Here is a 25752-nt window from a genome sequence, read left to right as displayed (position 1 = left end):
CATACGTTATCCCCTCTCCGTCATCGTGTTCCTTTTGATTCGCCGCCAGAACCAGAGAAACGGACGTAACGGAAAATACAAAAAATGCAGTGAACGCGGAAGTGGTAGTTGGTCTACATCCCAGGTACTCGGATACAAACGTTCGATAAAGAAAAACAGCTTCTGCCTTGTGCTTCGCAGTGCGAATAGATAGGAACGATAACTCTTTACATCTGCCGGGCTCTCAATCATCTCATTTATGAACACTACGCCGCGTCTGGCTAATTTCTCTCCCGCACGTTCGTGAGCAGACAACAAAGCAAGATAATTGGCATCCAAAGGGGTGTCCATTAATACCGAAGCCAGATGAAGAGCTTGTGAACCGATAGATAATCTGCCTTCTGCTTTCAGGCGTCGCTCCACTTTTTTGACATCCAGTGGCATATTGCGAATCATCTGGTCGATATCCAGTAACCAGCGCATTCTGAACCACCCGTGTCTTGCGCCGTGCGTCACCAAATATGTCCACAGATCCTCCCTTTCCAGCATACGGACAGGCGTCTGGGTATAGGTGCTGAATCGGCTGCGTTTCCACAGTAATTCAAAATCGGTTTCTCTTCCGGAATCCGGATTAAGACGCCAATGGATCTCGACTTGGGTTCTTTTGACCGGGTGTTTGTAACAGATATGATGTTCCCGCCATTTCCAGCTGGCAACAGTTGGTGTTCTCTTGCCTTCCTTTGATTCATAACCAAGCGATTCAAGGATCTCTTCCGCAGACTCCACATCATCAAAGGGAATGAGAATGTCCAGATCTTTAGAGGTCCGCAATGAAATATCTCCGTATAAATCATGTGCCAGCGCGGGCCCTTTGAGCGTAATATTCCGAATGCCTCGTTCACGAAAAGCACCACACACCTGCTCCATTTCGGCGGTCAGATGTAACATGCGGAACGTATTGACTGTATATTGCTGCTTCAGGTTTTCCACTACAAAAGCGGGAATAAGCGCTGAATCCAACTCTTTTATGTTCAGATAGAGAACAGAGTACAGTCGATGATGATGGGCGAGCTGCAAAAAGAGCTGCCAGTCCATGTCCTTCATCCGTATTTGGGCGTCCTCAGGGGTTATTGCTGTTAGATCGCCTTTAATCATGCTCAAAATCAGCTTAAGCTCCTGCGGAAAATCCGCTGTATATTGTTCCCACTCATGTATCGTAGACAATCTCCCCAGCTCCCTTCTCAGGACACCGCTTGCCAAACACGCCGACAACCGTATATTGGTCCATTGTATCTGCTCCGGTCACAATCAGTTTCCCACTTCTCAGCCATGCATGAGCCATCATTTGGCCTTGTTTATTCCGTGCAGTACCCATATATAGAGTACTCTCCACTTTACGGCGTTCCAGCATCTTCATCGCTGCAATTGCCATGACAAGGCAACGGCTCTCCCATAATGTATACCTGCTGGCAATAAGTATAGCTTTAGAAATATTTCGTATTGTCGTCACATTGCTTCGGTTGAGTCCCGTCATCGGCGTTTCGTACATCGGTGTACCGAGGCCAGGAGCAATCTTGGCAAAAGGCATCGCCTTTAATATTCGTGCCCATCCAAGGTGAACATAGGCTTCCCATACCAATCCACGAATTTCACGCGGCAATGAACGATATGCTTTTATTTTTCGCAACATGGCTCTACTCTCCGCGGGTAACGTTAATTAATCCTTCATGCGTCAGATGCTCTAGAAATTGAATAACCTGCTCACGACATAGGTCTAGTTCAATCTCATATTCTGAGGCTAACACTTCAACCAATTCGGTCAATGTTCGTTCTTCACTGATCAGATCCCAGATTCGTCCACCCGTGCTGCCCAGATTATAGTACTTTCCGTTATGGATGCTCATCATGACTTTTTCCCCGCCCATGTCACTGACAAGATTGCCTTCCTTCCGCAACACACGGTCTTCCCCATTTATTGGCTTCGTTGCTGTCATTGTCCCGTATACACTCCTTTGCGTGCATATTCTGTAATTCGGTCAGCCATCTCAAATGCCGTAAAATCAGAGCCTGACCTCGTGATTTTGAAAACTTCAATACCGGCGGACAGCCGTGAAACCGTCTCGAACAGCCATTGTGCCAGACCCTGCCTGGAAACAAGTCCACTACGAAATGTATGAGAGCACAGCATGTGAAGGCGTTCCAATCCGGCAACTTCCTTCAGTTGTACGGGTTTCAGAATCTCTTCCGGCTTCGGATCAAGTTCAAAAACAGCGGCAAGCGGAACAGGTCTATCATGAAAATAGTGCTGAACCGGTATCGCGTATTTCGTAATCTCCGCATGAACCGTTGCGTAATCCTGTTCCTTCATGCCGAATCCGTCTAGACTGGGCTGCCATAACTTTTGCTGCGGATAACCCGGTGATACGATTGCTCTTCCTCCTGCATCCCATGTCAGTGCCACGACATCATCCGTTAAGAGTGGAAAGCCGCGTGAGGCAAGTGCAGCTGATAAAGTGGATTTGCCTGCACCCGAGTGTCCAACAAATGCATAAGCCCAACCATCAATGACCACCGCACTTCCGTGCAGCGGAAGAATGCCGCGCTGCATCATAATGACGGCCATACATGTGCCCAGCACAAATAACCTAACCTTTTTGTCATCAGCTCCCGTTTGAGGGGATACCACGATGCGGCGTCCTTGTTCCATAAGAAACAGACCCGTATCCTCGATCCGAAAAAAAAGACTGCCATTTCGGGATACAAAGTTATCGCTCCCCACATCCCACGCTTCCCACTGTGCTGCCAAATCAGCTATTTCAATGTGTACATCCGTATGGGCAGTTAGAGAATCTGTATCGTTCTGTACGATTTGGAGTTCAGGCATTGGGAATTGGCTCAACCAACGCAAGCCATACGCTTCATACTGCACAGGCAACAATGAATGACTCCTCCTTCGCAATTCTGCTTGTAAGTAAAAAAGCCCTTATATTCGCATTGCTCAATATAAGGGCGGAGGCGAAAAGTTGGAATATTGCCCTTTCCGCCCTTCTAAGTATGATGGCACATGTTAAAACTAAACAACTTAGGAAGTTGGATCGTAGAGATCAGCATCGTGGACAGTAATCCAGTCGATCTGTCTGTAACCAATTCCCGCCATCGTTTGGTTCACTTCCAATACTTCCAGTGCTGGTGCTTGCCATTCCTTTTTTTCCATTTGCATCGTGTTCACCTCCTCTCGTGAGTCAACTGATTAATGAACCTGTAACCCGGTTCATATCGCTACGCCCACTAGCTACATCAGAACTTTCGGATGAATCGATACACGATCAGGCTATGCATCATCAACCGCAAGTCGGGGTGGGAAGCGAGCTCCGGCCGAGGGTTTGGAAAATTCGCAAGTGCGGACTTGATTCGCTCTGTGTTCAATATGCCAGCGACCCGGCTGTCAGAACATAACGCACGCAATTCGGCAGTAAAATCACCCCAATTGGGAATCATGCGGTGCAACCAATCCGCGGGCTGAACACCGCGCACTCGCTGGTTTAACCTCACTTTGTCAGGCAGCTCAGGCGATGTAGCCCTCCGAATCAAAGCACGGTCCGTTCCTTGATTAACATATTGTTCAATCGGTACAGACAGACAGAAACGAATCACTCTGGCGTCACTCGTAGGATCACGCTCCCACGCCCGATAACGAAGGGAGCATTTGGTGGCGACAGCACCATTTTTGTTCGCAATGGCCAGGTTGTTGAATTTCTCTGCCCGTACTTTGAGCGCATCTGCCTGCGCACCACCTTGCAGAACGATAATTGATTTGAGCCGATCCAATACGCCTGTTCTTCTAGCAAACTCCGGATGGATTAATTGCACCGATGCGGCTTGGGCAGCTCCCTTTGACATGGATTTAAACAATTCCGGATAAGCTTTACGGCCCGTAATTTTGGCAATTCGTGAGAACTTCATCCCGGTTCGTTCACTGTACTGCTGCATTTCCCGTAGCCACCGGAACCAGCGTCCGCTTTTTAGCAAACTGGCGTAATAATCTAGTGCTGGGCCCCAGGAGACCGTGAAGTTACCCCGGGCTCCAGTCAGTAGAATGCCTGCATCCTGCTGGCTCGCTTTTTCATAAAAACCACGAATCCAGAAGGAATTCTCAAAGTATTTATAAGGCATTTCCATAATATCAAGCCAGGTGTCCACTTCACTAAGTGGGCTTCTTCCCTCAAAATCAAGATAATTCTCTGTGATATTACCCACATGATTAACCGTAGACTGGATAAACGGTCGTTCATCTGCTAACAGTGTTTTCGATGTATAATCCGTGAAGTCAGGCACCGGAACATAGCTATACGCATTTAACGTTTTTCCCTGTCTCCGCAGTGTTCCTGAGGCAAATCCAACCACAGCTCCGGAATCCAGCCCTCCGCTTAAAGCAGCAGCCACCTGTCGATGCGTTCGCAAACGCGATCCAACAGCTTGACCAAATACCTCGCGGAATGCTTCTACATATTCCCCATCGGACTTGAGCCGTAGAGTCTCCACTTCGTCCCAGCGATGATATTGTTTCTGTTCCAGCCTTCCATCCCTGAAGCTAAGCGTATGGGCAGGGGGCAGCTGGCTCACTCCGCGATAGACGGTAGAATGGATATCTGCTGAGTCATGCATGTCGGGAATGGCAAGAAATTCGGACAACCAGATCTCATCCAGTTCTTTATGTACACCTTCCAATTGCAGCAACGGATTCATTAAGGTACAGAAGGCAAACCGCTCACCATCATGCCGAAAATAAAAGGATCTCATGCCCGTAATATCTCTGGCAGCGAAGAGTCTGCGCTTGCGATCATCCCAGATTGCGAAGGCGAAATCGCCAAGCAGTTTCTCTGCCATATGTTCATCCCACCGCAGATAGGCTCGCAGGATCAGTTCACTATCCGACAATCCTGCTAACTCCGCTCTTGATATGGACAGTTGGTCTGCCAATTGCTCCCGATTATCCAAAATGGCATCCGACGTGATAGTCAGACCGCTCACTTCATCATATAAAGGCAATTGCTCGCTGACCGACTCCGGCGTAATCCACTGGGCGTGGCAGCTCAGAAAAGCTTCATTTCCTTTCCAGACCCCCGTTGTATCCGCTGGAACGTGGCCTAGACTGGCATATAGGCGCCAACTGTCCTCCCACAACGCTTGCTGACCATCGGTGTGAACAATTCCTGCTATAGCGCTCATGACTTTCCTCCCCGGAGTATCTTGCGCTGTGAAGCCCAGGCGCTTATCTGGTTACCAAACGGAATCAAGGATTTGATACGCTGAATCTTACTGTGAGCAGAGGCAAGCTGTACCTTCAATCGTTCCCGCTCACTGTACCCTCGCTCCAGCCGATTATCGGCTGCACGTAATGCGGCTTCCAACTGCCTGATCGTTGCCAATGCGGCCAGTGTCGGGTCAATTGCATCGGGTTCATTCGCTGCCTGATTATCCTTGTTTCCATCTGGAGTGTTGCTCGCTAGGTCTACAGGCTGCATCCGGTAACCTTGCTGCCAGCTGCTGCCCGTTGCTTCTGAGAATTGACGCGTTAGCTTGGATATGACTTCCTCATCCGGGCCAGCTTCGTAACGTACACCCGTCCATTGCTCGGCTTCTTCGAGCTGTTCACTGTAGCCCATCCGATGGAATAGATCTGCGCCTATCACCCGGCAATAGAATTCAACTTCCTGTGGATCGAGTATTTTTTTCCAGTTGTTAACAGAATCTTTATGAGCTTCCTGATGCGAAGATAGAAACGGATCACCGACACCCATACTATAGAACATATTGGACTTTGTACTGTCCACAAAGCGTCCATATTGCTCTATTCCCTCTTCATATCCGATGCCAAGAAAACCGCATAACTTTTCCATTTCGTCCCGAGGGTTGGAGACAAGTTGTTCGTACTGAACTTCATAGGCATTCGTGTGTTTGTCCGCAAAATAATCATTTAAACGGAGCATACCCAGTGTGAGATCAATTGCTTTCATATTAAGGTTCGGACTCTGCAAGCTGCGAATCAGTTCGAATCCTTCTCCTGTATGGCGGTTTACCTTTTTGTAGGAAGCAGCTATGGCAAGGGGGTTACGCTGGAGATGAATGCGCTTGGACTGTGGAAACAGGCGATCAAGCCATTCCAGCATATAATAGTAACGAGGAGATTTATCTACGATGAAGTCTGCCCCACTCCCCTCCAGAAATCCGTTATAGATTTCAAGAGCAAAGCTTCTGCACGCCTTCTCAAAACCTTCGTCTGATACCATAGCACTGTAAAATTGACGGATGATTGCACTTCCACCATAGGGGCGAGAATCAGCCTTCTGCAAATCTACAAGATTCATCAGAAACCACATCTCCTGTGTGGCAAATACACGGCTGTGATTTTGCAGCATCACGGTGGATAGCGAACTTCCACTGCGAGGTACACATAGTAGTAAGACAAGTCCGTTACCATGAACATCTACCAATGGCAGCCTCTCCTCTGTAAAATTAAAATAAGCATGCAGTTGGTATAGCTCTTTATATCAAAATCCGCTAATAATCCTACTTGGGAATAGGTAATATGGATGATGTACTTTCGACAATTTTTAGATACGATATGTATTCATACTTTTACTCTATGATACAAAATGTATCATGTCAATCTTTTATTTTCACCTTTTCATAATATCTTTCTATCCACTCTATTCTGTTCTCTGTCGTTTAAGCACTTATACTTATTCTATGACCCTCAACATCTATAACTGTTGCATAAACATGAAAAAGCTCCAAAGCAGTTTACGAATAAACAGGCCCACGGAGCTACTATTATTAATGATGAACATTCTATAAAACGTTAATAACCACTCATCCAGTCGATCTTGCCTCTGAGCTTTTCCCCGAAATGGGATGATGCATCCATCCCTGCCCTTCTTCCTGATCCGCCTGAATCGCATCCGACATCCCCTGCTGCACTTTCACAGTCACTAGCACTGCAATCCCCACAGCAAAAAAGAAAATTAGAGACAGAATCCCCCAACGGGTTGACCCTGTTAATTGGCCTACCCAACCAAATACAAACGGCCCAAAAATGGAAGAAAATTTGCCTGTAATATTCACAAATCCAAAATACTCTCCAGTTCTGCCAGCAGGCATCAAATTGCTAAACAAAGAACGCGCTGTCGATTGACTTACGCCCTGCACTACGCCAACCAGCCCAGCGAGCAGATAAAAATGGATGGATGATGTCATGAAATATCCTAAGATAACGATGCATATGTAAATGGACAAGCTTACCATCAACACCTGCTTCGCGCCCCAACGCTGTGCCCATGCCCCCAGCAGCAATGTACAAGGAAATCCGATAAACTGGGTCAGTAACAAAGCAAGCATCAGATCTGCTGTCCCGATCCCAATGCTTGTTCCATAAATCGTTGCCATCAGGATAATCGTGTTAATGCCATCATTGAAAAACCAGAAAGCAACCAGCATGCGCATCAGCTGCGGAAAACGCCGGATCTGGCGAAAAGTTTGGCCAAGTCTGCGCACGCCCACACCGGCATATGCTTTCCATGACTTGGGCATGTCCGGTGCTGCAGGACGGCGTGGTGCATGGCGGAATAACGGAATGGAAAATACCAACCACCACAACGCTACGGAGATAAAAGCAAGTCTTGTTCCCGCAAGTGTGCTCGCCATCCCAAACCACCCAGGCTGCTGAATCATGAGCATATTGATCGCAAGCAACAATCCTCCACCAATATAACCATAAGCATAGCCTTTAGAGGAGACCATATCTCTTCGGTCCGCTGATACCAGATCAGGCAGCATCGCATCATAGAACGTGTTACCACCCGCAAAACCGATTGTCGAAATGACCAGCAGTGCAGAAGCGAGCAGCCAGTCTCCCTCCCCAATGAAGCTGAATCCGAGCGTTGCAACGATACCAATGATGGAGAATACTCGCAGAAAATCACCTTTGCGCCCCGATAAATCCGCTAATGTCCCCAGCAAAGGGGTTAACAGCGCTACACATAACATGCCGATGGAATGGGTGTATGCCAGATATGATGCTGCAGTATCTGTATCCAGTGTAGCTGCAGCCACGGAAGCGTAGAAGACGGGAAGAACGGCTGCAAGTACCGTCGTCGCATAGGCCGAGTTGGCCCAATCATACATAATCCATGCCTTAACTGCCCGTTTATTCAAATGGGATCCTTCCTTTGCACACATCCTCTGAGGGATGCCAAGTAAACACCTTGTCCCTATTGTAAAGGAAGTTCGTCACACTTGTTCATCGTTTCTGTAAAAAAGTTCCGGACGATCGGTACAATTTTAGTTGATCCAGGAAGGCAAACTTGCGTAATTGTATCATTTTATCTACTCACGCATCACATATCGTCCCCGCCCGTGAATATACTTAATTACCGACAGGCCAAACTGTGCCGCGTAATCAATGGGGGGTGCCTACATGTCAAATTCACACCAGCCTTACTCGTTCGTCGTATCCCGGGAAGATTGGTCGCTTCACCGCAAAGGGTACCAGGACCAGCAACGCCATCAGCAAAAGGTTAAAGATGTCATCAAGCAGAATCTGCCTGATTTGATTACTGAAGAAAACATCATTATGTCCGATGGACAACAAATCATCAAGGTACCAATCCGCAGTCTGGATGAGTACCGTTTTGTGTATAACTACCAAAAGCAAAAACATGTGGGGCAGGGAGACGGTGACAGTCAGGTCGGGGATGTCATTGGTCGTGATCCCGCTTCGAAGAAACCAGGCAAAGGTGAAAAGGCCGGAGATCAGCCCGGGCATGACATTGTTGAAGCCGAGGTGAGTATCGAGGAATTGGAAGATATGCTTTTTGCGGAACTGGAGCTTCCGGATCTGAAGCAAAAAGACAAGGATCAGATTGAGACACATACAGTGGTATTCAACGATATTCGCAAAAAAGGCATGCAGTCCAATATTGACAAGAAACGCACCATATTGGAGAACTTGCGCCGCAACGCCACTACCGGCAAACCGGGTATTCACCATATCAGTCCGGATGATCTGCGTTACAAGACGTGGGAAGACAAAATTATTCCACAGTCCAATGCAGTCATTATCGCCATGATGGACACTTCCGGGTCTATGGGCTCCTTTGAGAAATATTGCGCACGCAGCTTTTTCTTCTGGATGACCCGTTTCCTCCGCCGTCAGTATGAGAAGGTCGAGATTGTTTTCCTCGCCCATCATACCGAAGCCAAGGAAGTTACCGAGGAAGAATTTTTCACCCGCGGCGAAAGTGGAGGCACCATTTGCTCCTCTGTATATATGAAGGCACTGGAAATTATTGATAGTCGTTATCCGCCTTCCAGCTACAACATCTACCCTTTCCACTTCTCGGACGGAGATAACCTGACCTCGGATAATGAGCGGTGTGTCAAACTGATTGGTGAATTGATGAAGCGCAGCAACATGTTTGGATATGGCGAGGTGAACCAGTACAACCGCAGCAGTACACTAATGTCCGCCTATCGTCATATCAAGATCGACCAGTTCATGTATTATGTGATCAAAGAAAAAGGCGAAGTGTACAAAGCTTTGCGCAGCTTTTTCCAGAAACGGGAAGGAGGCAGCGTAAGATGACAGATGAAATCCGCGACCTTGAATACGCCATTGCCGAGATTATGGAGATTGCCGATGGATTCGGCCTGGATTATTATCCGATGCGTTATGAAATATGCCCTGCCGATATCATCTATACCTTTGGAGCGTATGGTATGCCGACCCGGTTCAGTCACTGGAGCTTCGGGAAGACTTTTCATAAAATGAAGATGCAATATGATTTTGGACTCAGTAAAATTTATGAGCTCGTAATCAATTCCAACCCTTGTTACGCCTTCCTGCTGGATGGCAACTCGCTGATCCAGAACAAGCTGATTGTCGCACACGTGCTGGCTCACTGCGATTTTTTCAAAAACAATGCTCGCTTCTCCAAGTCGAATCGTAATATGGTGGAGAGCATGGCCGCGACGGCTGATCGGATCAGCAACTATGAGATGGAATATGGTACAGAGGCTGTTGAAGCGTTCATCGATGCCGTTATTGCGATTCAGGAACATGTTGATCCACAGTTGATCAAACCCCGCCATTTGGACAAACAACGTTATATGGAGATGAAAATGCGGGAGCAGCGTGGGGAGAAAACGCCAAAGCCGGAAGGTCGCTATGATGACTTGTGGTCCCTTGATGATACCCAGCCCGAGGAAACACCTGCGGAGGGAATACAAGTGCATCACTTCCCACCAGAACCGGAAAAGGATGTCATGTGGTTTATCCAGGAATTTTCCGAAGTGTTGACCGATTGGCAGCGGGATATTATGAGTATGATGCGTGAGGAAATGCTCTATTTCTGGCCGCAGATGGAAACGAAAATTATGAATGAAGGCTGGGCCTCCTACTGGCATCAACGTATTATACGGGAGCTGGACCTGAACAGTGAGGATACGATTGAATTTGCCAAACTGAACTCTTCCGTCGTGCAGCCATCCAAGCAAAGTTTGAATCCCTACTATTTAGGGCTGAAAATATTCGAAGATATTGAACGTCGCTGGGATAACCCGTCCCGCGAAGAAAGAGAACGTTTTGGGCGTCAACCAGGGCAGGGTCGTGCCAAAATGTTTGAGGTACGCGAATTCGATTCCGATACCTCATTTATCCGCAACTACATGACCAAGCAATTAACCGAAGACCTCGACCTCTATGTATTTGAGAAAAAGGGCCCGGACTGGAAAATTACCGACAAGTCCTGGCAAAACATACGGGATCAGCTTGTATTTTCACGCATCAACGGTGGTTCTCCGTATCTCGTCGTTCAGGACGCCGATTACCTGCGCACAGGAGAACTCGTGCTCAAGCATCAATACGAGGGCATCGAGCTGGATCTGAAATATATGGAACGGACCCTGCCTTATCTGTACCGGCTTTGGGGGCGTACCGTCCATGTGGAAACACGGGTGGAAGATAAACCGATCTGGTTCACATATGATGGCAAGAAGCACCACCGCAAGTTTTTATCATAAGAACACAAAAAAGCGGCAAGTCCCTGGCATATGGCGGGGACTTGCCGCTTGGCATTTCAGTGAACTTAGAGAATCGATGGAGTTCCATGCAGCCGCAGCGGCACAAAAAAGTCATGCTCCACTTCGCTTGCCGGCAATGGACGGCTGAAATAATATCCCTGAATTTCGCGGCAATCATTTTGCATCAGAATATCCAGCTGTCCTTTCGTCTCGATCCCTTCCGCGATCACTTCCATCTTCAGATTCTGAGCCATTGATATGATCGTGGCCACAATCGCCTGGTCACTTCGGCTCTCCGTAATATCCGTCACGAACGAACGGTCAATCTTTAACTTATGAATTGGAAAATGCTTCAAATAACTCAGCGAGCTATATCCTGTCCCGAAATCATCCAGGCTGATTTTGACTCCAAGCGCTGTAAGTTCATTCAGAATACCTGTGGATACGGATGCATCCATCATCATGCTCTCTGTAATTTCCAATTCAAGATAGCGGGCATCGAGGCCCGTCTCCGTGAGTGCATTTTTGACCTGCTCCACTAGGTTGGATTGATGAAACTGCTGACTAGACAAGTTAACGGATACCGGAATGAGTGGACCGCCACTGGCATGCCAAAGTTTCATCTGTCTGCACGCTTCGCGCAATGTCCAGTTCCCGATCTCATAGATCAGGCCTGTCTCCTCAGCTAGTGGAATGAACACATTCGGAGACAGAATACCCTTGTCTGGATGATTCCAGCGAATCAAAGCCTCCACGCCGATCATACGGCTGTCTTCTGTACGTATCTGGGGTTGATAATACAAGACCAGCTCATCTCGTTCCAGTGCTTTGCGCAAATACCCTTCCAGTTCAATTCGTTCATACAGCTCCGAATCCAGTTGGGCCGTGTAAAACTGAAAACCGTTCTTGCCGTTTTTCTTGACTTCATACATGGCAGAGTCTGCATGCTTCAACAACGCATCCGCTCCTGTTCCATGATACGGATACATTGCGATCCCGATGCTGGCTGTAACGTAAAAGTCATTTTCCTTTAATCGATAAGGTAGCTGAATCGCTCGAACAATCCGTTCGGCCAGTTCGGCCACCCGTTCATCATTCCCCTGCTCATTGGTAACAACCAGTGTGAATTCATCGCCCCCCATACGAGCAAGCATGACATTATCCGTCGCGTTCGGGTCTGAATCTTGGATTGCACTCATAATTCTGCTGCTCACTTCTCGAAGAAACACATCTCCAATGGAATGTCCCAGAGAGTCATTAATCATTTTGAAACGATCGATATCCATCACCATAACCGCAAATGAACTTCCTGCTGCCCCCGAAGTCGCGATCGTGCTCTCCAGCACATCATCCAGCTTGCGTCGATTAGGAAGCCCGGTCAGCGGATCATGCAGAGCCTGATGGCGGATGCTTTCCTGAGCCTGTTTCTCCTCGGTGACGTCTTTAATCAGGATGTGGCTTCCCTGATGTTTACCATCAATCAGTACAGGCACTACAGCGATACTTAGATCAAGAAGATTTCCCTGAACATTTTTCATTTTGCCCATGAAATGCTGCTGCTCACGGCTATCATCATCCCATTCCACATGATGCATTTCACTTGCCCAATGAATATCAACATGCTTTGAAATCTCATCAATAGAATGATGAATAATCTCTCTTTCTTGGTACCCAGTAATTCGTGTGACTGCAGCATTAATCCCCTTGATAGCCCCTTGCTTATCCACCGAAATAATGGCATCTGAATGGTTTTCGTACAGGGCTTGATACCACTGTTCATTTTCATGAATCCGGCGATCCTTCTGAGACAGACGCTGATTAATGAAGATGCCGAACAAGGTTAACCCCAATGCAATAAAAGTACCCGCAGCGATCAGATATGCGAGAAGTGAAGTTTCAATCTGCATCCCCGAACCAGCCATTGCATCATGTGCATGATGAAATTGTGCAGCTGACATCCCTGTATAATGCATTCCCGAGATGCCCAGCCCCATAATGAGTCCGCTGCCCATCTTGTACACCCATGTATAACGTGACTGATGCTGCCGGAAGAAAAACATGAGCCACAAGGCAGCAAATGAAGCTAAAGCTGCGATCAGGATGGATAACAACACTATCCCTGGTTCATATGTGATGGTAACCGACATGGCAGCCATTCCGATATAATGCATGCTGCTAATGCCTGCGGTCATGAGCACCCCTGCGATCAGGAGCTTGCTTATTTTACCTGACTGCTGACCTGCAATAATTAACGCAACACCAGATGCAATGATTGCAAGCAGAACGGATAGAAAGACCTCACCTGTGGAATACGACACATGCATGGGAAGAACAAAAGCCAGCATGCCCACAAAATGCATGGACCAAATTCCCAAACCCATAGAGACTGCGCCGCAGGTAAGCCAGACATTTCGGGACATGCCCTTAGCCAGACTTACTCGGCCCGCAAGGTCAAGCGCTGCATAAGAAGCCAACGCTGCAATAATGTAAGATAAAATAACCAGTTCTAAGTTGTACGTTCCATGTAGGTGCTCCACTCACTTTGTCCTTTCAACCGGGAAATGCCTTGTATGTATGCAAAATGTAAAAAAAAGCGAGTGCGCTGTCTGGATGACAGGCACTCCCTCCACATCATTTGTCTGGAGACCACCGACTTATTATAAAGCCAAAGTCATACATCTCTAACCCGTTAATATTGATGTATATAGTCTAAACGTCCCAGACGTGAAAATCAACACTTTTTTCCAGATAAAACGAATGTTTAATATTGCGAATTCCCATCCACCACGCGCCTTGCAGCCGTTTATCCCTCCATGCCATCCTTTCCTCACCACCTTATTCACCTTGGACCAGTTTTGCCTTCTTGCGAACTTCTTCGGTCATCGTCTGTTCATAGCCCTTCACATCGAGCTTGTTGAATTCCTTCACATATTCATCCCAGACCTTGTCAAAGTCAGCCGGACTGGAGAGGACTAGTTTGGGCACATATTTCTTTTGCAAATCTGTACGTTTCTGTCCATAGATATGGGCTGGGGAACCTTGATCAAAAGCAATGCTCCAAGCCGGGTACCATGGACGTTCATCCGGCGCAGCGAACAGTTGAGAGAACGTCTCCACGCCATACTTCTCCAGAATGAGCTTATCTCCATCCGTATAGGAGAATTGGGCAACTTCGGGTTGTCGTTCTACACCGACAGAATTACCGTCAGGCAGAGTCGATCCATTACCGTAACGCGGCCAGCTGTACTCAAAATATTTGAATCCGAACGATTGACGGAACTCATCTGAATCTGTTTTCCGGATCATTTCCGCAGAGCGCGTAAACCGCCCCTTGACATCCACTTCGTAGGTTTCTCCTTCGATCCCCCAGTTGGACAGAATCTGATTCTCATCCGTTAATAGGTTATCGAAGAATTGGATGATACGGACCGGATCTTCTGCACTTACAGTAATGCCAATCCCCCGGTTATTAACAAAGCTCGGCGGATCAGTATACTGATCCTTGGTGTTTGCGTCGTACACAATCGGCAGTGCCATATAACGCAAATCTTCATTACCGGCTTCCTTCAGATTGTTCATTTCCTGCCCTACCTGCCAGGCATAATCAAAGAATCCAAGCACTTTCCCACTGGTCACTTTCGCAAGATACTGGTCATAGTTATCGACAAAGGAGGACTTATCAAACAGCTCTAATGAATTCATTTCATTCAACTTCTGCATCCAGCGTTTGGTCTCTTCCGTAAGCCCATAGTCCTTGGCTTCCTGTGTCTGCATATCCACCATAATGGCTCCATCATTCGGATAACCTGCAAGGTGCATGGCCGGATTAGTGATCGTAAAAAATTTATCATCATACGTCAACGACAGGAATCCAGTCAATCCTTCATCCTTATGTTTGTCAGCGTATTGTTTAATCAGATCCATGTATTCATCCAGTGTGGTGATCTTTGGATATCCAGCCTCCTTCAATACACGCCGCTGTATCCAGAATGCACCTTGATCCACATTCGGATTAGGCAGATAGTCTCCAACTACTGCGCTCATGGGCAGAAAATAAATGTTGCCATCTTCCTCTTTCATCAGGTTGTAATACGGCTCATACACCCGTTTAATGTTGGGTCCATACTGATCAATCAGATCGTTGAGAGGAATAAATGCACCCGCATCCACGATTTTGTCAATAGCCCCATCCGGGACCATCACATCCGGGTACTTATTGCTTGCAATCATCGTTCCGATTTTGGTATTAATATCACCAACCAGGTATTCAATTTTGAAATTAACCCCGGTTTGTTCCTCCAGCTTTTTGCCGATTGTGGTTTCATTTGTATTGATGTCCTTGCCTGAACCCGCTTTAAAATACGAGAATGTCACTTTCTCTGTGCTTACTTTGCCGTCTCCCCCCGCTCCAGCTTCCGGTTTAATCTCACTTCCTCCCCAGGAACAAGCCGTCACCATGGTTAAAGCTAATACTGCCGGCAGCCAGCGCTTCAGCATGTGATTAACCAATATGAACGCACCCTCTTTCCCCCCTCTAATGTAAGCACTTTCATTATAAGGTTGATGACAAACTTTGTTTACCGGATAAACTATAGGTTTATGCCTTAGAATGTTTAATGCTTTGGTGGATTGGATGAATCTTCAAGGGGTAAACCAATTTCCACACGTGTGCCTGCCCTAGGAGCGCTATCGATCTGAATATGGAACCGGCTATCGTAGATCAGCTTCAGACGATAGATGACATTCTGTACACCTACGCGATCACCCATAGCGTCTTCCGTTTTCACGTAAGAGAGCAGCTGATTTCGTTTGTCCTCTGTCATACCTGCCCCGGAATCCTCCACCACACAGATCAGTTCTGTACCTGTTCGTCGAATACAAAGCCGAATTTCCCCGCCTTCCTTCAGTGGTTCGATCCCATGAATGCTGGCATTTTCAACAAAAGGCAACAATGTCATCTTGGGAATGGAACAATTCGCAGCCTCTGGGTCCAGATCAATCGTATAATCCAGCTTGTGACCGAAACGATATTTCTGGATTTCAAGAAAACAGGTCACATACTCCAATTCCTCCCGTATGCTGACTTTATCCCGATTCCAGGTGAGGGCATTTCGAAAAATTTTAGCCATATGATAAATAATTCGTGCCGTCTCATCCTCATCTTTCATGAGGCTGCGCATGCGGATGGTCTCCAGCGCGTTAAACAAAAAATGCGGATTAATCTGGCTCTGCAATGCGTTTAATTGGGCATGCCGCCGCTGTAACTCCAAATTTTTATGTTGAATGTCTGCTACATAGACGTCGTTAATCAAACGATGGATCGTCATCGTCATGCGATTGAATTCGGCTGTAAGCTGCCCAATCTCGTCCGACGATTCCGGCTGTCTGATCGGTTCAAATCGCTGATGCTTCACTTTTTCCATGTGTTTCAGTATTCGAGCCAGCCTCACGTGGATTGTGCGTGTCATCCAGATAATAATCCAGGTCGGCAGGATCAGATTGATACAGGCCAGCACAACGACAAGGTGACTGGGTTTGCCCAATTCCTTGTAAATTTCGGATTCATCGAACACTCCGTTGATTTTCCATCCCTCCATTTCACCGGACAATGGATAGGCCATTTCGAACTCTTTCTTACTTTGTTGATCCATGACATCACTATAATTCACGAGTTGACTGGACCATGGGATACCAGAATCCGTCGAGTAGTCTATTTGTCCAGCCGGATTAATCAGATACAGGTTGCCCTGTACGTTAAGGTTGGTGAAAATCTGGCGAATCGTCGATGGCTTCAGATCCAGTCGTACGAACTTTTCCTTCCACCCGGGCAGAGCTTCATAATAATTGAGTTTGCGTAAAATGCTGAACGTCTGCCGATTCCCTTCAGGACCGGATCTCATCAGAATGGGTGCGGAATGTTTACTGTTTGCCAGCAGCCTGTATGGCTCGGACTGTCGAACCTCTTCGGTTAGAAACTCAACTCCCCCGGAAGGCAGTACACTTTTGTTATCCACATATATCGTCAAACCTTGGAGGGAGCGGTAGCCGGAGTAATAGGTATTCAAGATTTTGCGAAGATAAGAATCGTAGGCTTCGATATACTGAACCGGATTGGTGTAATTCACATCCAGCATGTCATTCAGTATACTGTCCGTATAAAAGCTTGAGGAAAAATCGGCCGCATTGCGAATTTCCCCCATAAATTGACTTCGAATCTGTTCCATTCCTTTGGAGAGGTCGGCCATTCGCTGGGATTTTACGTTCGCTATAGTCACCTGATAGAAAATAACATTAGTTAGAATAACGGGTACGAGTACAAAGAAGAGATATAAGATCAGCATTTTATCGCGTAAGCGGATATTATTAAAAAAGTTGAGCTTCACGCTTTCATCTCCCTACCCTTCATCCATGATGCGATTTCGATATTCCGTAGGAGCGCATGATTCCGTTTTCTCAAATTGAGTTGCGAAATAATCACTGCTTCCGAACCCAACCCTCTCGGCGATTTCATATACTCGCATATCCGTCTGACGCAGCAGCTTCTTGGCTTCCTCCATCCGAAGTTGAAGCAGGAAGTCGTTGAAATACATGCCATACACCTTGCGGAAGCGTTGACCCAAATAGACCGGATTCATGTAAAATATGGAGGCAATACTTCTCAAACTAATATTGCTGCTGTAGTTGGCTTCAATATAATGTTTGATTTTTGTCATGGCACCCCTGTGATTGTACTGACGCTGTTCCGCCAGCTTCCGCGCTGAATCTAACATGAAAACCGTCAACAACTGTCTGGCCTCAGCCAATGTTCCCCGATCTGCTTGCCATGCCAAAATTAGCTTGAACGAAGGGATCTCTTTCACATTCGCCTCAGCCGATTTCAGAATCGATAGTACCGCTGAGATCAGTTGGTGGATTGCAGACGTCACTGCAACAGGAGCGTAATTGGCCGTTCTCATATCGGTGAACCATTCACCCATTGCATACTCTAACGCCTGAATCCGTTGTTCCTCCATAAGTGTCAGGAGCTCCTGCTCCTTTTCATGATCGATATGCACCCACTGTACAGACTCATGCAGCATGTCATCATACAGAACGATCCCACTCTTCTCTGAAATAAATTTATAGGAAATCGCCTTCAGTGCGGTTTGATAGGCATGTCCAATGAGTAAAGGTTCATAACAAACCTTCCCGATATATATGCATACAGAGTCATGACCCATTTCGGCGAAGCAGGATTGCATTTGCCCGGCAACCGCATGTAGATTCATTGAATAAGGGCGTAGATGTTCCGCAGTTAACAGAACTCCGATACGTTCGCCGTGCTCTTTTACATGCAGATATGAGCGATTTTCATACATCTTTCCAAGAACAGACTGCACAATCCGGCCAAAATTTTCTCCGTTCCTGGCCCCCGTCCCCTCCTCTTGAACAGTATCCGAAACCTGGAAATGTGGCGTGTTATTCTCAAACAGCAGATATGCCAGCGGATCGTTAGCACTTGTACCCGTCAGTTCAATCCATTGTTCAACCGTTTCCAAATCCGATTCGCCATAAATAAACTGATTAAGTAATCTGACGTATTCCTGCTCCCATCGGGTTTGTTCAGCATGCTTGCGCCGATTCAACTCCTCCGCCAGCTTGCGTAAAGTCCCTTCCAGTTCAATCTCATCAATTGGCTTCAAAATATAATCCTGTACCCCGTACCTCACGGCCTGCTGGGCATAAGCAAAATCATTATATCCACTCACGATGATAAAATAGGGCTGTTTGCACTTATTTAGAACCTGCTCATTACGCTCAACCGTGCGCCGGATCAATTCCAGTCCATCCGTCTCCGGCATACGTATGTCCGTAATGACAACGTCAGGCTGTAGCTCTTCGATCCGGGTACTAGCCTCATCCCCATCATTCGCCTCTCCAGCCACTTCGAACCCGCATGCTTCCCAGCGGATCAGTTTTCTAAGTCCTTTTCGTGCGTATACTTCATCATCAACCAGCAGTACCCGATGCATGCCCATCACCCTTCCCTTTGAATGACAATTGCAGTGTCCCTATATTCATCAGTAAAAAGAAAGCGATTACATAAAATTTTGTATTATTCTGCCTTTTATTGTTAAGGTCTGTGTGGTAAAAAGTCAACAGCTTTTCCTGCAAGCATTGCACAACAACTTCTGATCTCCGTTATTTCCCAAAAAGAAATGGCATACCAAAAAAGCACAGCCCATAGGCTGTGCTGGTTCGAAGACCTTTACGCTTGCACAGGTGCAGTCGTTTGGCGAATCACCAGATTGGATGGCTCCGTAACGACTGGAGGAGTATATGCAGGATTCTCAATCATGGCGATCAGATATTCGATGGATTTGATTCCAATGGAATGAATATTTTGATTAATCGTGGTCAACCCTGGTTTGAACACTTCCGCATAGTATGTGTTATCAAATCCGACAACAGATACATCCTCAGGCACCCGTAAACCATGCTTCTCAATTTCGTGGATCGCACCAAAAGCAGACATATCTGAAGCACAGACAATCCCCGTAGGCTGGTCCTTCAATGCAAGCAATCGGCGAGCTGCCTTACTGCCACCATCGAAAGAATAGTCACAGACCTCCAGATACACCGTTGAATATGGAATGCCGCAGACTCGCAAACCTTCCCGATATCCATCCAGTCGAAGATTCGCTACAGCAGGCCCAAGTGTACCTGAAATATAGGCAATTTTCTGGTGACCCAGTTCATGCAAATGCTTCACACTCATAGCTATGGCATTTGCATTATCCGTCGTTATGTATCCTGCCCGCTTGCCAAACAAGTCGGTATCAACGAACATCGTCGGAATCTCAGCAGTAACCAATTCCTGAATACTCTCGTTGTCTCTTCCTTCCCCGAATACAACAACGCCATCCACATTTCGGCTGCGGCAATGTTTAATAAAGGAGTATGTCGGATCATCAAAACGTGTAGATAAGCGAACAAGATCGTATCCGCTGTTTTCCAGCGCTGTTTTGATTCCTTCAAGCAACTCCGATACAAACGGATTGGTAAAAGGAACCGTCAACAATACACCTACCGTCCAAGAACGGCGTTTTACAAGTCCACGTGCAACCACATTCGGTTGATATTTCAATAGTTCGATGGCTATATTGACTTTTTTGCGAGTTTTGTCACTTACATCGGGATAATCGTTCAGCACTTTGGAAACGGTTGCAACAGATACGCCCGCCTCTTTGGCCACATCATGGATAGAAGCCACCTGATCACCTCAACCTCTTTCAAATCCCCTGTCTCCGGCTGCATTCACTATAACATCGGCAGGTTTGTCTACCCATTATAGCTTAAAACAGCCAGAAACGGTATCTCAGCTTCCAGCCAGTATTACCGCCTATTCCTGTTGATCTAATTTCCTGAGATCAAGTGCCAGTTTCTCCATAGTGGTAGCAAAAACCGCAAGCTCTTCTGAACGGGATGCCTGACGCCTTGCTCCCGAAGCAGTGTGCTCTGACTCCTGTTGAACACTGCCCAGCTTCTTCATGATCTGTGCCAGGTTCGACTGAATTTTTCCTTGAGCTTCTCGGGAACTAGCCGCAAGCTTGCGAACCTCACTGGCAACCACCTCGAATCCCCGTCCAAATTCTCCTGCATGTGCAGCTTCAATGGCGGCATTCAAACCCACTAGATGACTCTGATCCGATATTTCACGAATGATCTCACCCATTTTGCCAATCTGATGAATTTCCTTAGTCAGCTCTTCCAACAGTCCATTGGCCTGATCCTGAGAGGCAGCCGTTTCTCTGGCCACATCAGAGATCGCCTGAGCATTTTCGTTCAATTCACTAATCATGCCCGTCAACTGCTGGGTAATCTGCGTGATCGCCAGCAACGTATGCTGCTGATCTTCAGCGAGTTGATTTAATTTTTCCTTTTCCTTCTTCTCGTAAGCCTCCAATACAAGCTGTGAGTCGAGGTTGAACATTTTACTAAGGGCCTGAATGACCACATGCCAGCGTTCAGGAATGACTTGCTGGAATATGCTTGTTGCAATATCGAGATAAACCATATACGTGCCCAAGTAATAATCTTCGGACAAACCAATGCGGGAATGGACTAGTCCGATTGCAATGCGCTGTTCAATGTATGCATCATCAACTACACCATCGGTCATGGATAACCAGTATAGCTTTTGTGTCTCCTTCAAACGATCGATGGAAGAGAAGCGGGCAATCAGATCGACCAAATTCGGATAATTGCCCACATGATTGTAGAAGTGGTCCACCACTTCGTCCACGACTTTCTCAAAAGCAGGTCGATGATCAGCAAGCAATTGCAGATCTCCGGCGGTCAATCCAATATAATCAAGTTGTTGTTGTCTTGCTATAGCAATACTCATAACTAGTTCTGTCAGCTCCTTAATAACCACAAAAAATATTAAATTGTAAATATCTGTATCGATTATAGACTAAATGACCTAATTTAACATATACCATAAGAACTAATTTGTCATGGAATTGACCTTCTTTGTCAGTTTATTAGTCTTAATTGTACATCTCCCCCATATAAAAAGACCCCTGACCCTGCTGTGAAGGAGCCTCACAGCAGGCGTCAGGAGCCTGATCCGGAATGGTTCGTTGCAGATCAGCGATTCAACAGGCTGCCCACATAACGGAGCAGTTCATTCGCGCTGGCTGCGGTATATCCATGTTCTTCAATCAAACGTTTAATCACTTCATTCATTCGTTTCAGTTGCGTCGCATCTGGTGTCTTGGTTGAAGTTGTAATCTTCACAATATCCTTCAAGTCAGTGAACAGTTTCTTTTCAATCGCTTCACGCAAACGATCATGACTGCTGTATTCGAACTTCCGTTCCTTGCGGGAATAAGCCGAGATGCGGATCAATATCTCTTCCCTGAAAGCCTTTTTGGCATTTTCGGAAATACCGATCTGCTCCTCTATCGAACGCATCAAGCGCTCATCCGGGTCCATCTCCTCATCCGTCAGTGGATCACGAATTTTGGCCCAGTTGCAGAATGCCTCGATATTATCGAGGTAATTTTCGAACAGCGTTCTGGCCGACTCTTCGAACGAGTAGACAAACGCTTTCTGCACTTCCTTCTTCGCCAGCTCATCATATTCTTTCCGAGCCAGGGCAATAAAGTTCAGATAACGCTCACGTTCCTCTTTTGAAATCGAAGCATGCTGATCCAGACCATCCTTGATCGCCCGGAGAATATCCAGCGCGTTAATGCACTGAAGGTTTTGCTTAATCAAAGCACTGGATATCCGGTTGATGACATAACGCGGGTCAATGCCCGACATGCCTTCATCCAAATATTCATTTTGCATCTCACGCAGATCAGCTTCTTTGTACCCTTCGACTTCTTCACCGTCATACATCCGCATTTTTTTGACCAGATCCATGCCTTGTTTCTTCGTTTCTTTCAAGCGGGTAAGTATGGAGAAAATGGCTGCAGTCCGCAGGGCATGCGGTGCAATATGGACATGCTTCATATCACTTTGCTGAATGAGCTTGCCATAAATCTTCTCTTCCTCGGAGACCTTCAGGTTGTAGGGAATTGGCATGACGATCATCCGGGATTGCAAGGCTTCATTCTTTTTGTTGGAAATAAATGATTTGTACTCGGATTCATTCGTATGCGCCACAATCATTTCATCCGCACTGATCAAGGCAAATCGGCCTGCTTTAAAATTTCCTTCCTGCGTCAGTGATAACAGGTTCCACAGAAACTTCTCATCACATTTCAGCATTTCCTGAAATTCCATCAATCCACGGTTGGCCTTGTTCAATTCACCGTCAAAACGATAGGCGCGTGGATCGGACTCGGAGCCGAATTCAGTAATGGTTGAGAAGTCGATACTTCCCGTCAGATCGGCAATATCCTGGGATTTGGGATCGGATGGACTGAATGTTCCGATTCCCACCCGGTTATCCTCGGAAATGGTGACCCGTTCCACTCGCACCTTGCTGATATCATCGCCATATTCGGTCCGAAGACGCATCTGGCAGGATGGGCAGAGATTGCCCTCAATGCGGACACCGATCTCCTTTTCCACTTCGGGACGAAGCTCCAGCGGAATCAGATGCAAGGGCTCCTCATGCATTGGGCATCCGTCAATGGCGTATATAGCACCCTTCTCTGTGCGGGAGAATTGTTCAAGGCCACGTTTCAGCAGCGTTACCAGTGTTGACTTACCTCCGCTGACCGGACCCATAAGCAGCAGAATCCGTTTGCGAACATCCAGACGGCGTGCTGCCGAGTGGAAATATTCTTCCACCAGCTTTTCAATGGACCGATCTAGCCCAAAAATCTCCTGTTCAAAAAACTTGTACCGTTTGTGCCCCCCAACTTCTTCCACGCCAAATGATTCAATCATCTGGTACACTCGTGCGTGAGCCGTCATTGCCGGAGTCGGGTCCTCTCTCAGCAGTGCAATATAATCTTCAAATGTCCCGTTCCATGATAAACGGTCACTCTCTGCCCGATGTTCCGCAACGCGTTCAAAAATATTCATGCTTGGTACCTCCCATGGCTCCTTTAGTGTGATTGTCAACCATTCCGAATGGTATGAAGAAATCAATAGAATTACGGCTTGTGCTTGAATACCAATCTTGCGGTCCGGATTAGTCCCGCCACCCTCTGTCCAAACATCATGTATTGTTGTGAAAAGTGTATTACATACCTATGCGGCAAATCGGATAAGTTGACCTCTTTTTTTCGATCTGCAGGTCTTAATTTGAGGCTTTCCCTGTTCTATCAGACATCTTGTGCGCTCAGAAAAAAAAGAACGGATATGATATAATGAAGGTTCTAAATTCAGAAAACGGAACAATAGATGGCCAGAGACGAGCCACTTCAGGAAAGGAGCAGAAACGATGGCAGTAAAGTACGAAACCGAGTTATATTCGCCTGTAAAGGCTTTTTTCGAACGACGCGGCTACGACGTGAAGGCTGAAGTCAAACATTGTGACCTGGTTGGGGTCAAATCGGATCAGAATGAACCACTCATTGTGGAGATGAAAAAAACATTTAATCTGTCTCTGCTGTTACAGGGAATGCAGCGCCTGAAGCTCAGCCCCTTCGTGTATCTGGCAGTTGAGCGGAACCGCAGCAAGCGTGGTGCCGTGAACCAGCGCTGGGGCGAATTGACCGCACTGTGCAGACAACTTGGGCTAGGGCTTATCACCGTTACGTTCTACAAAACCAAATCACCTCTGATTGATGTGCTGTGCGAACCTGCTGCCCAAGCTCCTATGTCTGGTAGCGGCAGCACCGGTGTCCGTAAAGGCGGTATACGGCGGCAACGACTGCTGAAGGAATTCGACGAGCGAAGTGGTGACTACAACACAGGAGGAAGCACACGCAGGCAGCTGGTCACCGCTTACAGGGAAAAAGCATTACGTGTAGCTTCCGCCCTTCGCGCTCAGGGAGAAGCCTCCCCCGCCTCGATCAGTAAACAGACAAGTGTGGGTTCCGCTGCGGCCATTTTGCAAAAAAACTATTATGGCTGGTTCGAGCGCTTATCCCGTGGACGATATGTGCTGACGGTTAAGGGTGTGCAGGCACTAACTGAGCATGCTCACATGCTTGAGGATAATGATATGATTGAACGGAGTATAAATGAACTAGAAATGGATATTTCCTTGAATCAACATGACGACAGTGAGCTTGAGTTTATTGCGGAAGTAGCGGAGCCCTACCTGATCCATGGAAAGAATGACTGAGGCAACAGGTAACGTAGCTTCATGCAAAATGAAGATGCGAAAAAGCCCATCATCTCGAATGGAGATGATGGGCTTTTTCGTGTTTCTATATATTAGGCTATTAGAAGCTTGCTGCTACTTCGGAAGCCAATTTCAGACCTGCTGCTACGATCTCTTGGGAACGGTCAGGTGAAGCATTGTGGCCTTCAACGATAACCAGTTCAGGGTTTTGGATACCCCAGAAGTTCAGTACATTTGTTACATATTTAACGGACATTTCAGCGGATGCCATAGGCTCTACGGAGTAAACTCCGCCACGTGCGTTCAACAATGCCACTTTTTTGTCGCCTACCAGACCTACAGGGCCTTCAGCAGTGTATTTGAACATTTTTCCAGCTTGGCTCAGGTAGGAAATGTAGTTCACCAGTGGTGCTGGAACAGTGAAGTTCCACAGTGGGAATGCAAATACTACTTTGTCTGCTGCCAAGAATTGATCTTGCAATTGTGCTGCCAGTGCAGCTGCTTTTTGCTCTTCAGCAGTTGCTTCGATACCATTAGCGGCTTTGTATCCACCTGTAATTACAGTGTTGCCGTAGTAAGGAATATCTGTATTGTAGAGATCCAGTTCGGTAACTGTGTCACCTGGGTGGGATTCTTTGTATGCGCTCAAAAATGCATCGTACAATTGTACGCTGACTGCTTGATCTGCAGGACGGTCGTTTGCTTTGACAAATAAAATGTTAGACATGTTCGTTCCCCCGTTAGTTAAAATATATGAGTGCTTCTCCTGAACTTGCAATGATTGCAGCTTATATAAAGAAAACAACAACTCATTAATACATATTATATATAAAAATGTTAGTGGATGCAATAACGTAATTACTTTGGGGGTAACCTATTTGCTTCCAAATCCAATGCCTGGAACTTCTGTTGTCCCAGGTTCCAGGCATGAATTTGACCCTACATTCTTTCTTTTC

19 protein-coding genes are annotated in these 25752 nt (G+C 46.8%); 3 read left to right on the top strand and 16 right to left on the bottom strand.

Annotated features, from left to right (window positions below; genetic code table 11):
- Window positions 1-6 precede the first annotated feature (6 nt).
- From CRO25_RS22965 to CRO25_RS22935, 8 genes are all read right to left on the bottom strand, one after another.
- Window positions 7-1203 carry a nucleotidyltransferase family protein gene (locus tag CRO25_RS22965; RefSeq protein WP_079696567.1) on the bottom strand — a complete coding sequence of 399 codons (1197 nt, stop codon included), beginning with the start codon at window positions 1201-1203 and terminating at the stop codon, window positions 7-9.
- Window positions 1187-1669: a lasso peptide biosynthesis B2 protein gene (locus tag CRO25_RS22960; RefSeq protein WP_079696566.1), complete on the bottom strand. Its 483-nt coding sequence runs from the start codon at window positions 1667-1669 to the stop codon at window positions 1187-1189. Before CRO25_RS22960 ends, CRO25_RS22965 begins: the two co-directional genes overlap by 17 nt.
- Window positions 1670-1673: 4 nt before the next feature.
- Window positions 1674-1973 (bottom strand): lasso peptide biosynthesis PqqD family chaperone, encoded by a 300-nt coding sequence (locus CRO25_RS22955; RefSeq protein ID WP_079696565.1) that lies wholly within the window; start codon window positions 1971-1973, stop codon window positions 1674-1676.
- Window positions 1970-2917, bottom strand: a complete 948-nt coding sequence (locus CRO25_RS22950; RefSeq protein ID WP_079696564.1) for a hypothetical protein — start codon at window positions 2915-2917, stop codon at window positions 1970-1972. The genes CRO25_RS22955 and CRO25_RS22950 overlap by 4 nt, the downstream gene beginning before the upstream one ends.
- 144 nt (window positions 2918-3061) lie before the next feature.
- A complete protein-coding gene (locus CRO25_RS33075) occupies window positions 3062-3199 on the bottom strand; it encodes a paeninodin family lasso peptide (protein ID WP_179132238.1) in 138 nt (45 codons plus the stop codon).
- A 77-nt stretch (window positions 3200-3276) separates the two neighbouring features.
- Window positions 3277-5208, bottom strand: a complete 1932-nt coding sequence (locus CRO25_RS22945; protein WP_079696563.1) for an asparagine synthase-related protein — start codon at window positions 5206-5208, stop codon at window positions 3277-3279.
- A complete protein-coding gene (locus tag CRO25_RS22940; protein ID WP_079696562.1) occupies window positions 5205-6473 on the bottom strand; it encodes a sulfotransferase in 1269 nt (422 codons plus the stop codon). Before CRO25_RS22940 ends, CRO25_RS22945 begins: the two co-directional genes overlap by 4 nt.
- A gap of 379 nt (window positions 6474-6852) precedes the next feature.
- Window positions 6853-8193 (bottom strand): MFS transporter, encoded by a 1341-nt coding sequence (locus CRO25_RS22935; RefSeq protein ID WP_079696561.1) that lies wholly within the window; start codon window positions 8191-8193, stop codon window positions 6853-6855.
- Between the two features lie 262 nt (window positions 8194-8455).
- On the opposite strand from CRO25_RS22935, the gene yhbH reads away from it, so the two are divergent.
- Together yhbH and CRO25_RS22925 are read left to right on the top strand one after the other, a co-directional pair.
- A complete protein-coding gene (gene yhbH / locus CRO25_RS22930; RefSeq protein WP_063564268.1) occupies window positions 8456-9622 on the top strand; it encodes a sporulation protein YhbH in 1167 nt (388 codons plus the stop codon).
- A complete protein-coding gene (locus CRO25_RS22925; protein WP_063564267.1) occupies window positions 9619-11058 on the top strand; it encodes a SpoVR family protein in 1440 nt (479 codons plus the stop codon). The genes yhbH and CRO25_RS22925 overlap by 4 nt, the downstream gene beginning before the upstream one ends.
- Before the next feature lie 65 nt (window positions 11059-11123).
- Here CRO25_RS22925 and CRO25_RS22920 read toward each other — a convergent pair whose 3' ends face one another.
- The 7 genes from CRO25_RS22920 to CRO25_RS22890 all read right to left on the bottom strand — a co-directional run bounded on the left by CRO25_RS22920 (window position 11124) and on the right by CRO25_RS22890 (window position 23586).
- Complete coding sequence (locus CRO25_RS22920; protein ID WP_079696560.1) at window positions 11124-13595, bottom strand: bifunctional diguanylate cyclase/phosphodiesterase; 2472 nt, start codon at window positions 13593-13595, stop codon at window positions 11124-11126.
- A 298-nt stretch (window positions 13596-13893) separates the two neighbouring features.
- Window positions 13894-15555: an ABC transporter substrate-binding protein gene (locus CRO25_RS22915; RefSeq protein ID WP_079696559.1), complete on the bottom strand. Its 1662-nt coding sequence runs from the start codon at window positions 15553-15555 to the stop codon at window positions 13894-13896.
- A 116-nt stretch (window positions 15556-15671) separates the two neighbouring features.
- Complete coding sequence (locus CRO25_RS22910; protein WP_306291825.1) at window positions 15672-17441, bottom strand: sensor histidine kinase; 1770 nt, start codon at window positions 17439-17441, stop codon at window positions 15672-15674.
- Window positions 17442-17453: 12 nt separating this feature from the next.
- Window positions 17454-19070 (bottom strand): response regulator, encoded by a 1617-nt coding sequence (locus CRO25_RS22905; RefSeq protein WP_179132237.1) that lies wholly within the window; start codon window positions 19068-19070, stop codon window positions 17454-17456.
- A 236-nt stretch (window positions 19071-19306) separates the two neighbouring features.
- The gene (locus tag CRO25_RS22900) at window positions 19307-20311 is read right to left on the bottom strand and encodes a LacI family DNA-binding transcriptional regulator (protein WP_064639398.1); all 1005 of its coding nucleotides are present in this window, start codon (window positions 20309-20311) and stop codon (window positions 19307-19309) included.
- Between the two features lie 129 nt (window positions 20312-20440).
- Window positions 20441-21445 (bottom strand): globin-coupled sensor protein, encoded by a 1005-nt coding sequence (locus CRO25_RS22895; protein ID WP_063564262.1) that lies wholly within the window; start codon window positions 21443-21445, stop codon window positions 20441-20443.
- 245 nt (window positions 21446-21690) lie between these two features.
- On the bottom strand, window positions 21691-23586 hold the full coding sequence (locus CRO25_RS22890) for a PrkA family serine protein kinase (RefSeq protein WP_079696557.1): 1896 nt from the start codon (window positions 23584-23586) through the stop codon (window positions 21691-21693).
- Window positions 23587-23947: 361 nt separating this feature from the next.
- Here CRO25_RS22890 and CRO25_RS22885 point away from each other — a divergent pair, with 361 nt between their 5' ends.
- Window positions 23948-24796, top strand: coding sequence for a DUF2161 domain-containing phosphodiesterase (locus CRO25_RS22885; RefSeq protein ID WP_063564260.1), 849 nt, complete (start codon window positions 23948-23950; stop codon window positions 24794-24796).
- 100 nt (window positions 24797-24896) lie between these two features.
- Here CRO25_RS22885 and CRO25_RS22880 read toward each other — a convergent pair whose 3' ends face one another.
- Window positions 24897-25523 carry an FMN-dependent NADH-azoreductase gene (locus CRO25_RS22880; RefSeq protein ID WP_063564259.1) on the bottom strand — a complete coding sequence of 209 codons (627 nt, stop codon included), beginning with the start codon at window positions 25521-25523 and terminating at the stop codon, window positions 24897-24899.
- Window positions 25524-25752: the final 229 nt, after the last annotated feature.

It is taken from the genome of Paenibacillus sp. RU5M (assembly GCF_900221055.1).
GTDB classification, from domain to species: Bacteria; Bacillota; Bacilli; order Paenibacillales; family Paenibacillaceae; genus Paenibacillus; species Paenibacillus marchantiae.
Note: the sequence above shows the minus strand (reverse complement) of the source record. Positions and strands in the feature narration are given on the sequence as shown.

Excerpts from the sequence above, each read along its gene's own strand:
- CRO25_RS22925 (WP_063564267.1), top strand. The coding sequence starts at position 9,619 with ATGACAGATGAAATCCGCGACCTTGAATACGCCATTGCCGAGATTATG.
- CRO25_RS22885 (WP_063564260.1), top strand. The coding sequence starts at position 23,948 with ATGGCAGTAAAGTACGAAACCGAGTTATATTCGCCTGTAAAGGCTTTT.
- CRO25_RS33075 (WP_179132238.1), bottom strand. The coding sequence starts at position 3,199 with ATGCAAATGGAAAAAAAGGAATGGCAAGCACCAGCACTGGAAGTATTG.
- CRO25_RS22945 (WP_079696563.1), bottom strand. The coding sequence starts at position 5,208 with ATGAGCGCTATAGCAGGAATTGTTCACACCGATGGTCAGCAAGCGTTG.
- CRO25_RS22955 (WP_079696565.1), bottom strand. The coding sequence starts at position 1,973 with ATGACAGCAACGAAGCCAATAAATGGGGAAGACCGTGTGTTGCGGAAG.
- CRO25_RS22880 (WP_063564259.1), bottom strand. The coding sequence starts at position 25,523 with ATGTCTAACATTTTATTTGTCAAAGCAAACGACCGTCCTGCAGATCAA.
- CRO25_RS22915 (WP_079696559.1), bottom strand. The coding sequence starts at position 15,555 with ATGCTGAAGCGCTGGCTGCCGGCAGTATTAGCTTTAACCATGGTGACG.
- CRO25_RS22895 (WP_063564262.1), bottom strand. The coding sequence starts at position 21,445 with ATGAGTATTGCTATAGCAAGACAACAACAACTTGATTATATTGGATTG.
- CRO25_RS22960 (WP_079696566.1), bottom strand. The coding sequence starts at position 1,669 with ATGTTGCGAAAAATAAAAGCATATCGTTCATTGCCGCGTGAAATTCGT.
- CRO25_RS22905 (WP_179132237.1), bottom strand. The coding sequence starts at position 19,070 with ATGCATCGGGTACTGCTGGTTGATGATGAAGTATACGCACGAAAAGGA.
- yhbH (WP_063564268.1), top strand. The coding sequence starts at position 8,456 with ATGTCAAATTCACACCAGCCTTACTCGTTCGTCGTATCCCGGGAAGAT.
- CRO25_RS22890 (WP_079696557.1), bottom strand. The coding sequence starts at position 23,586 with ATGAATATTTTTGAACGCGTTGCGGAACATCGGGCAGAGAGTGACCGT.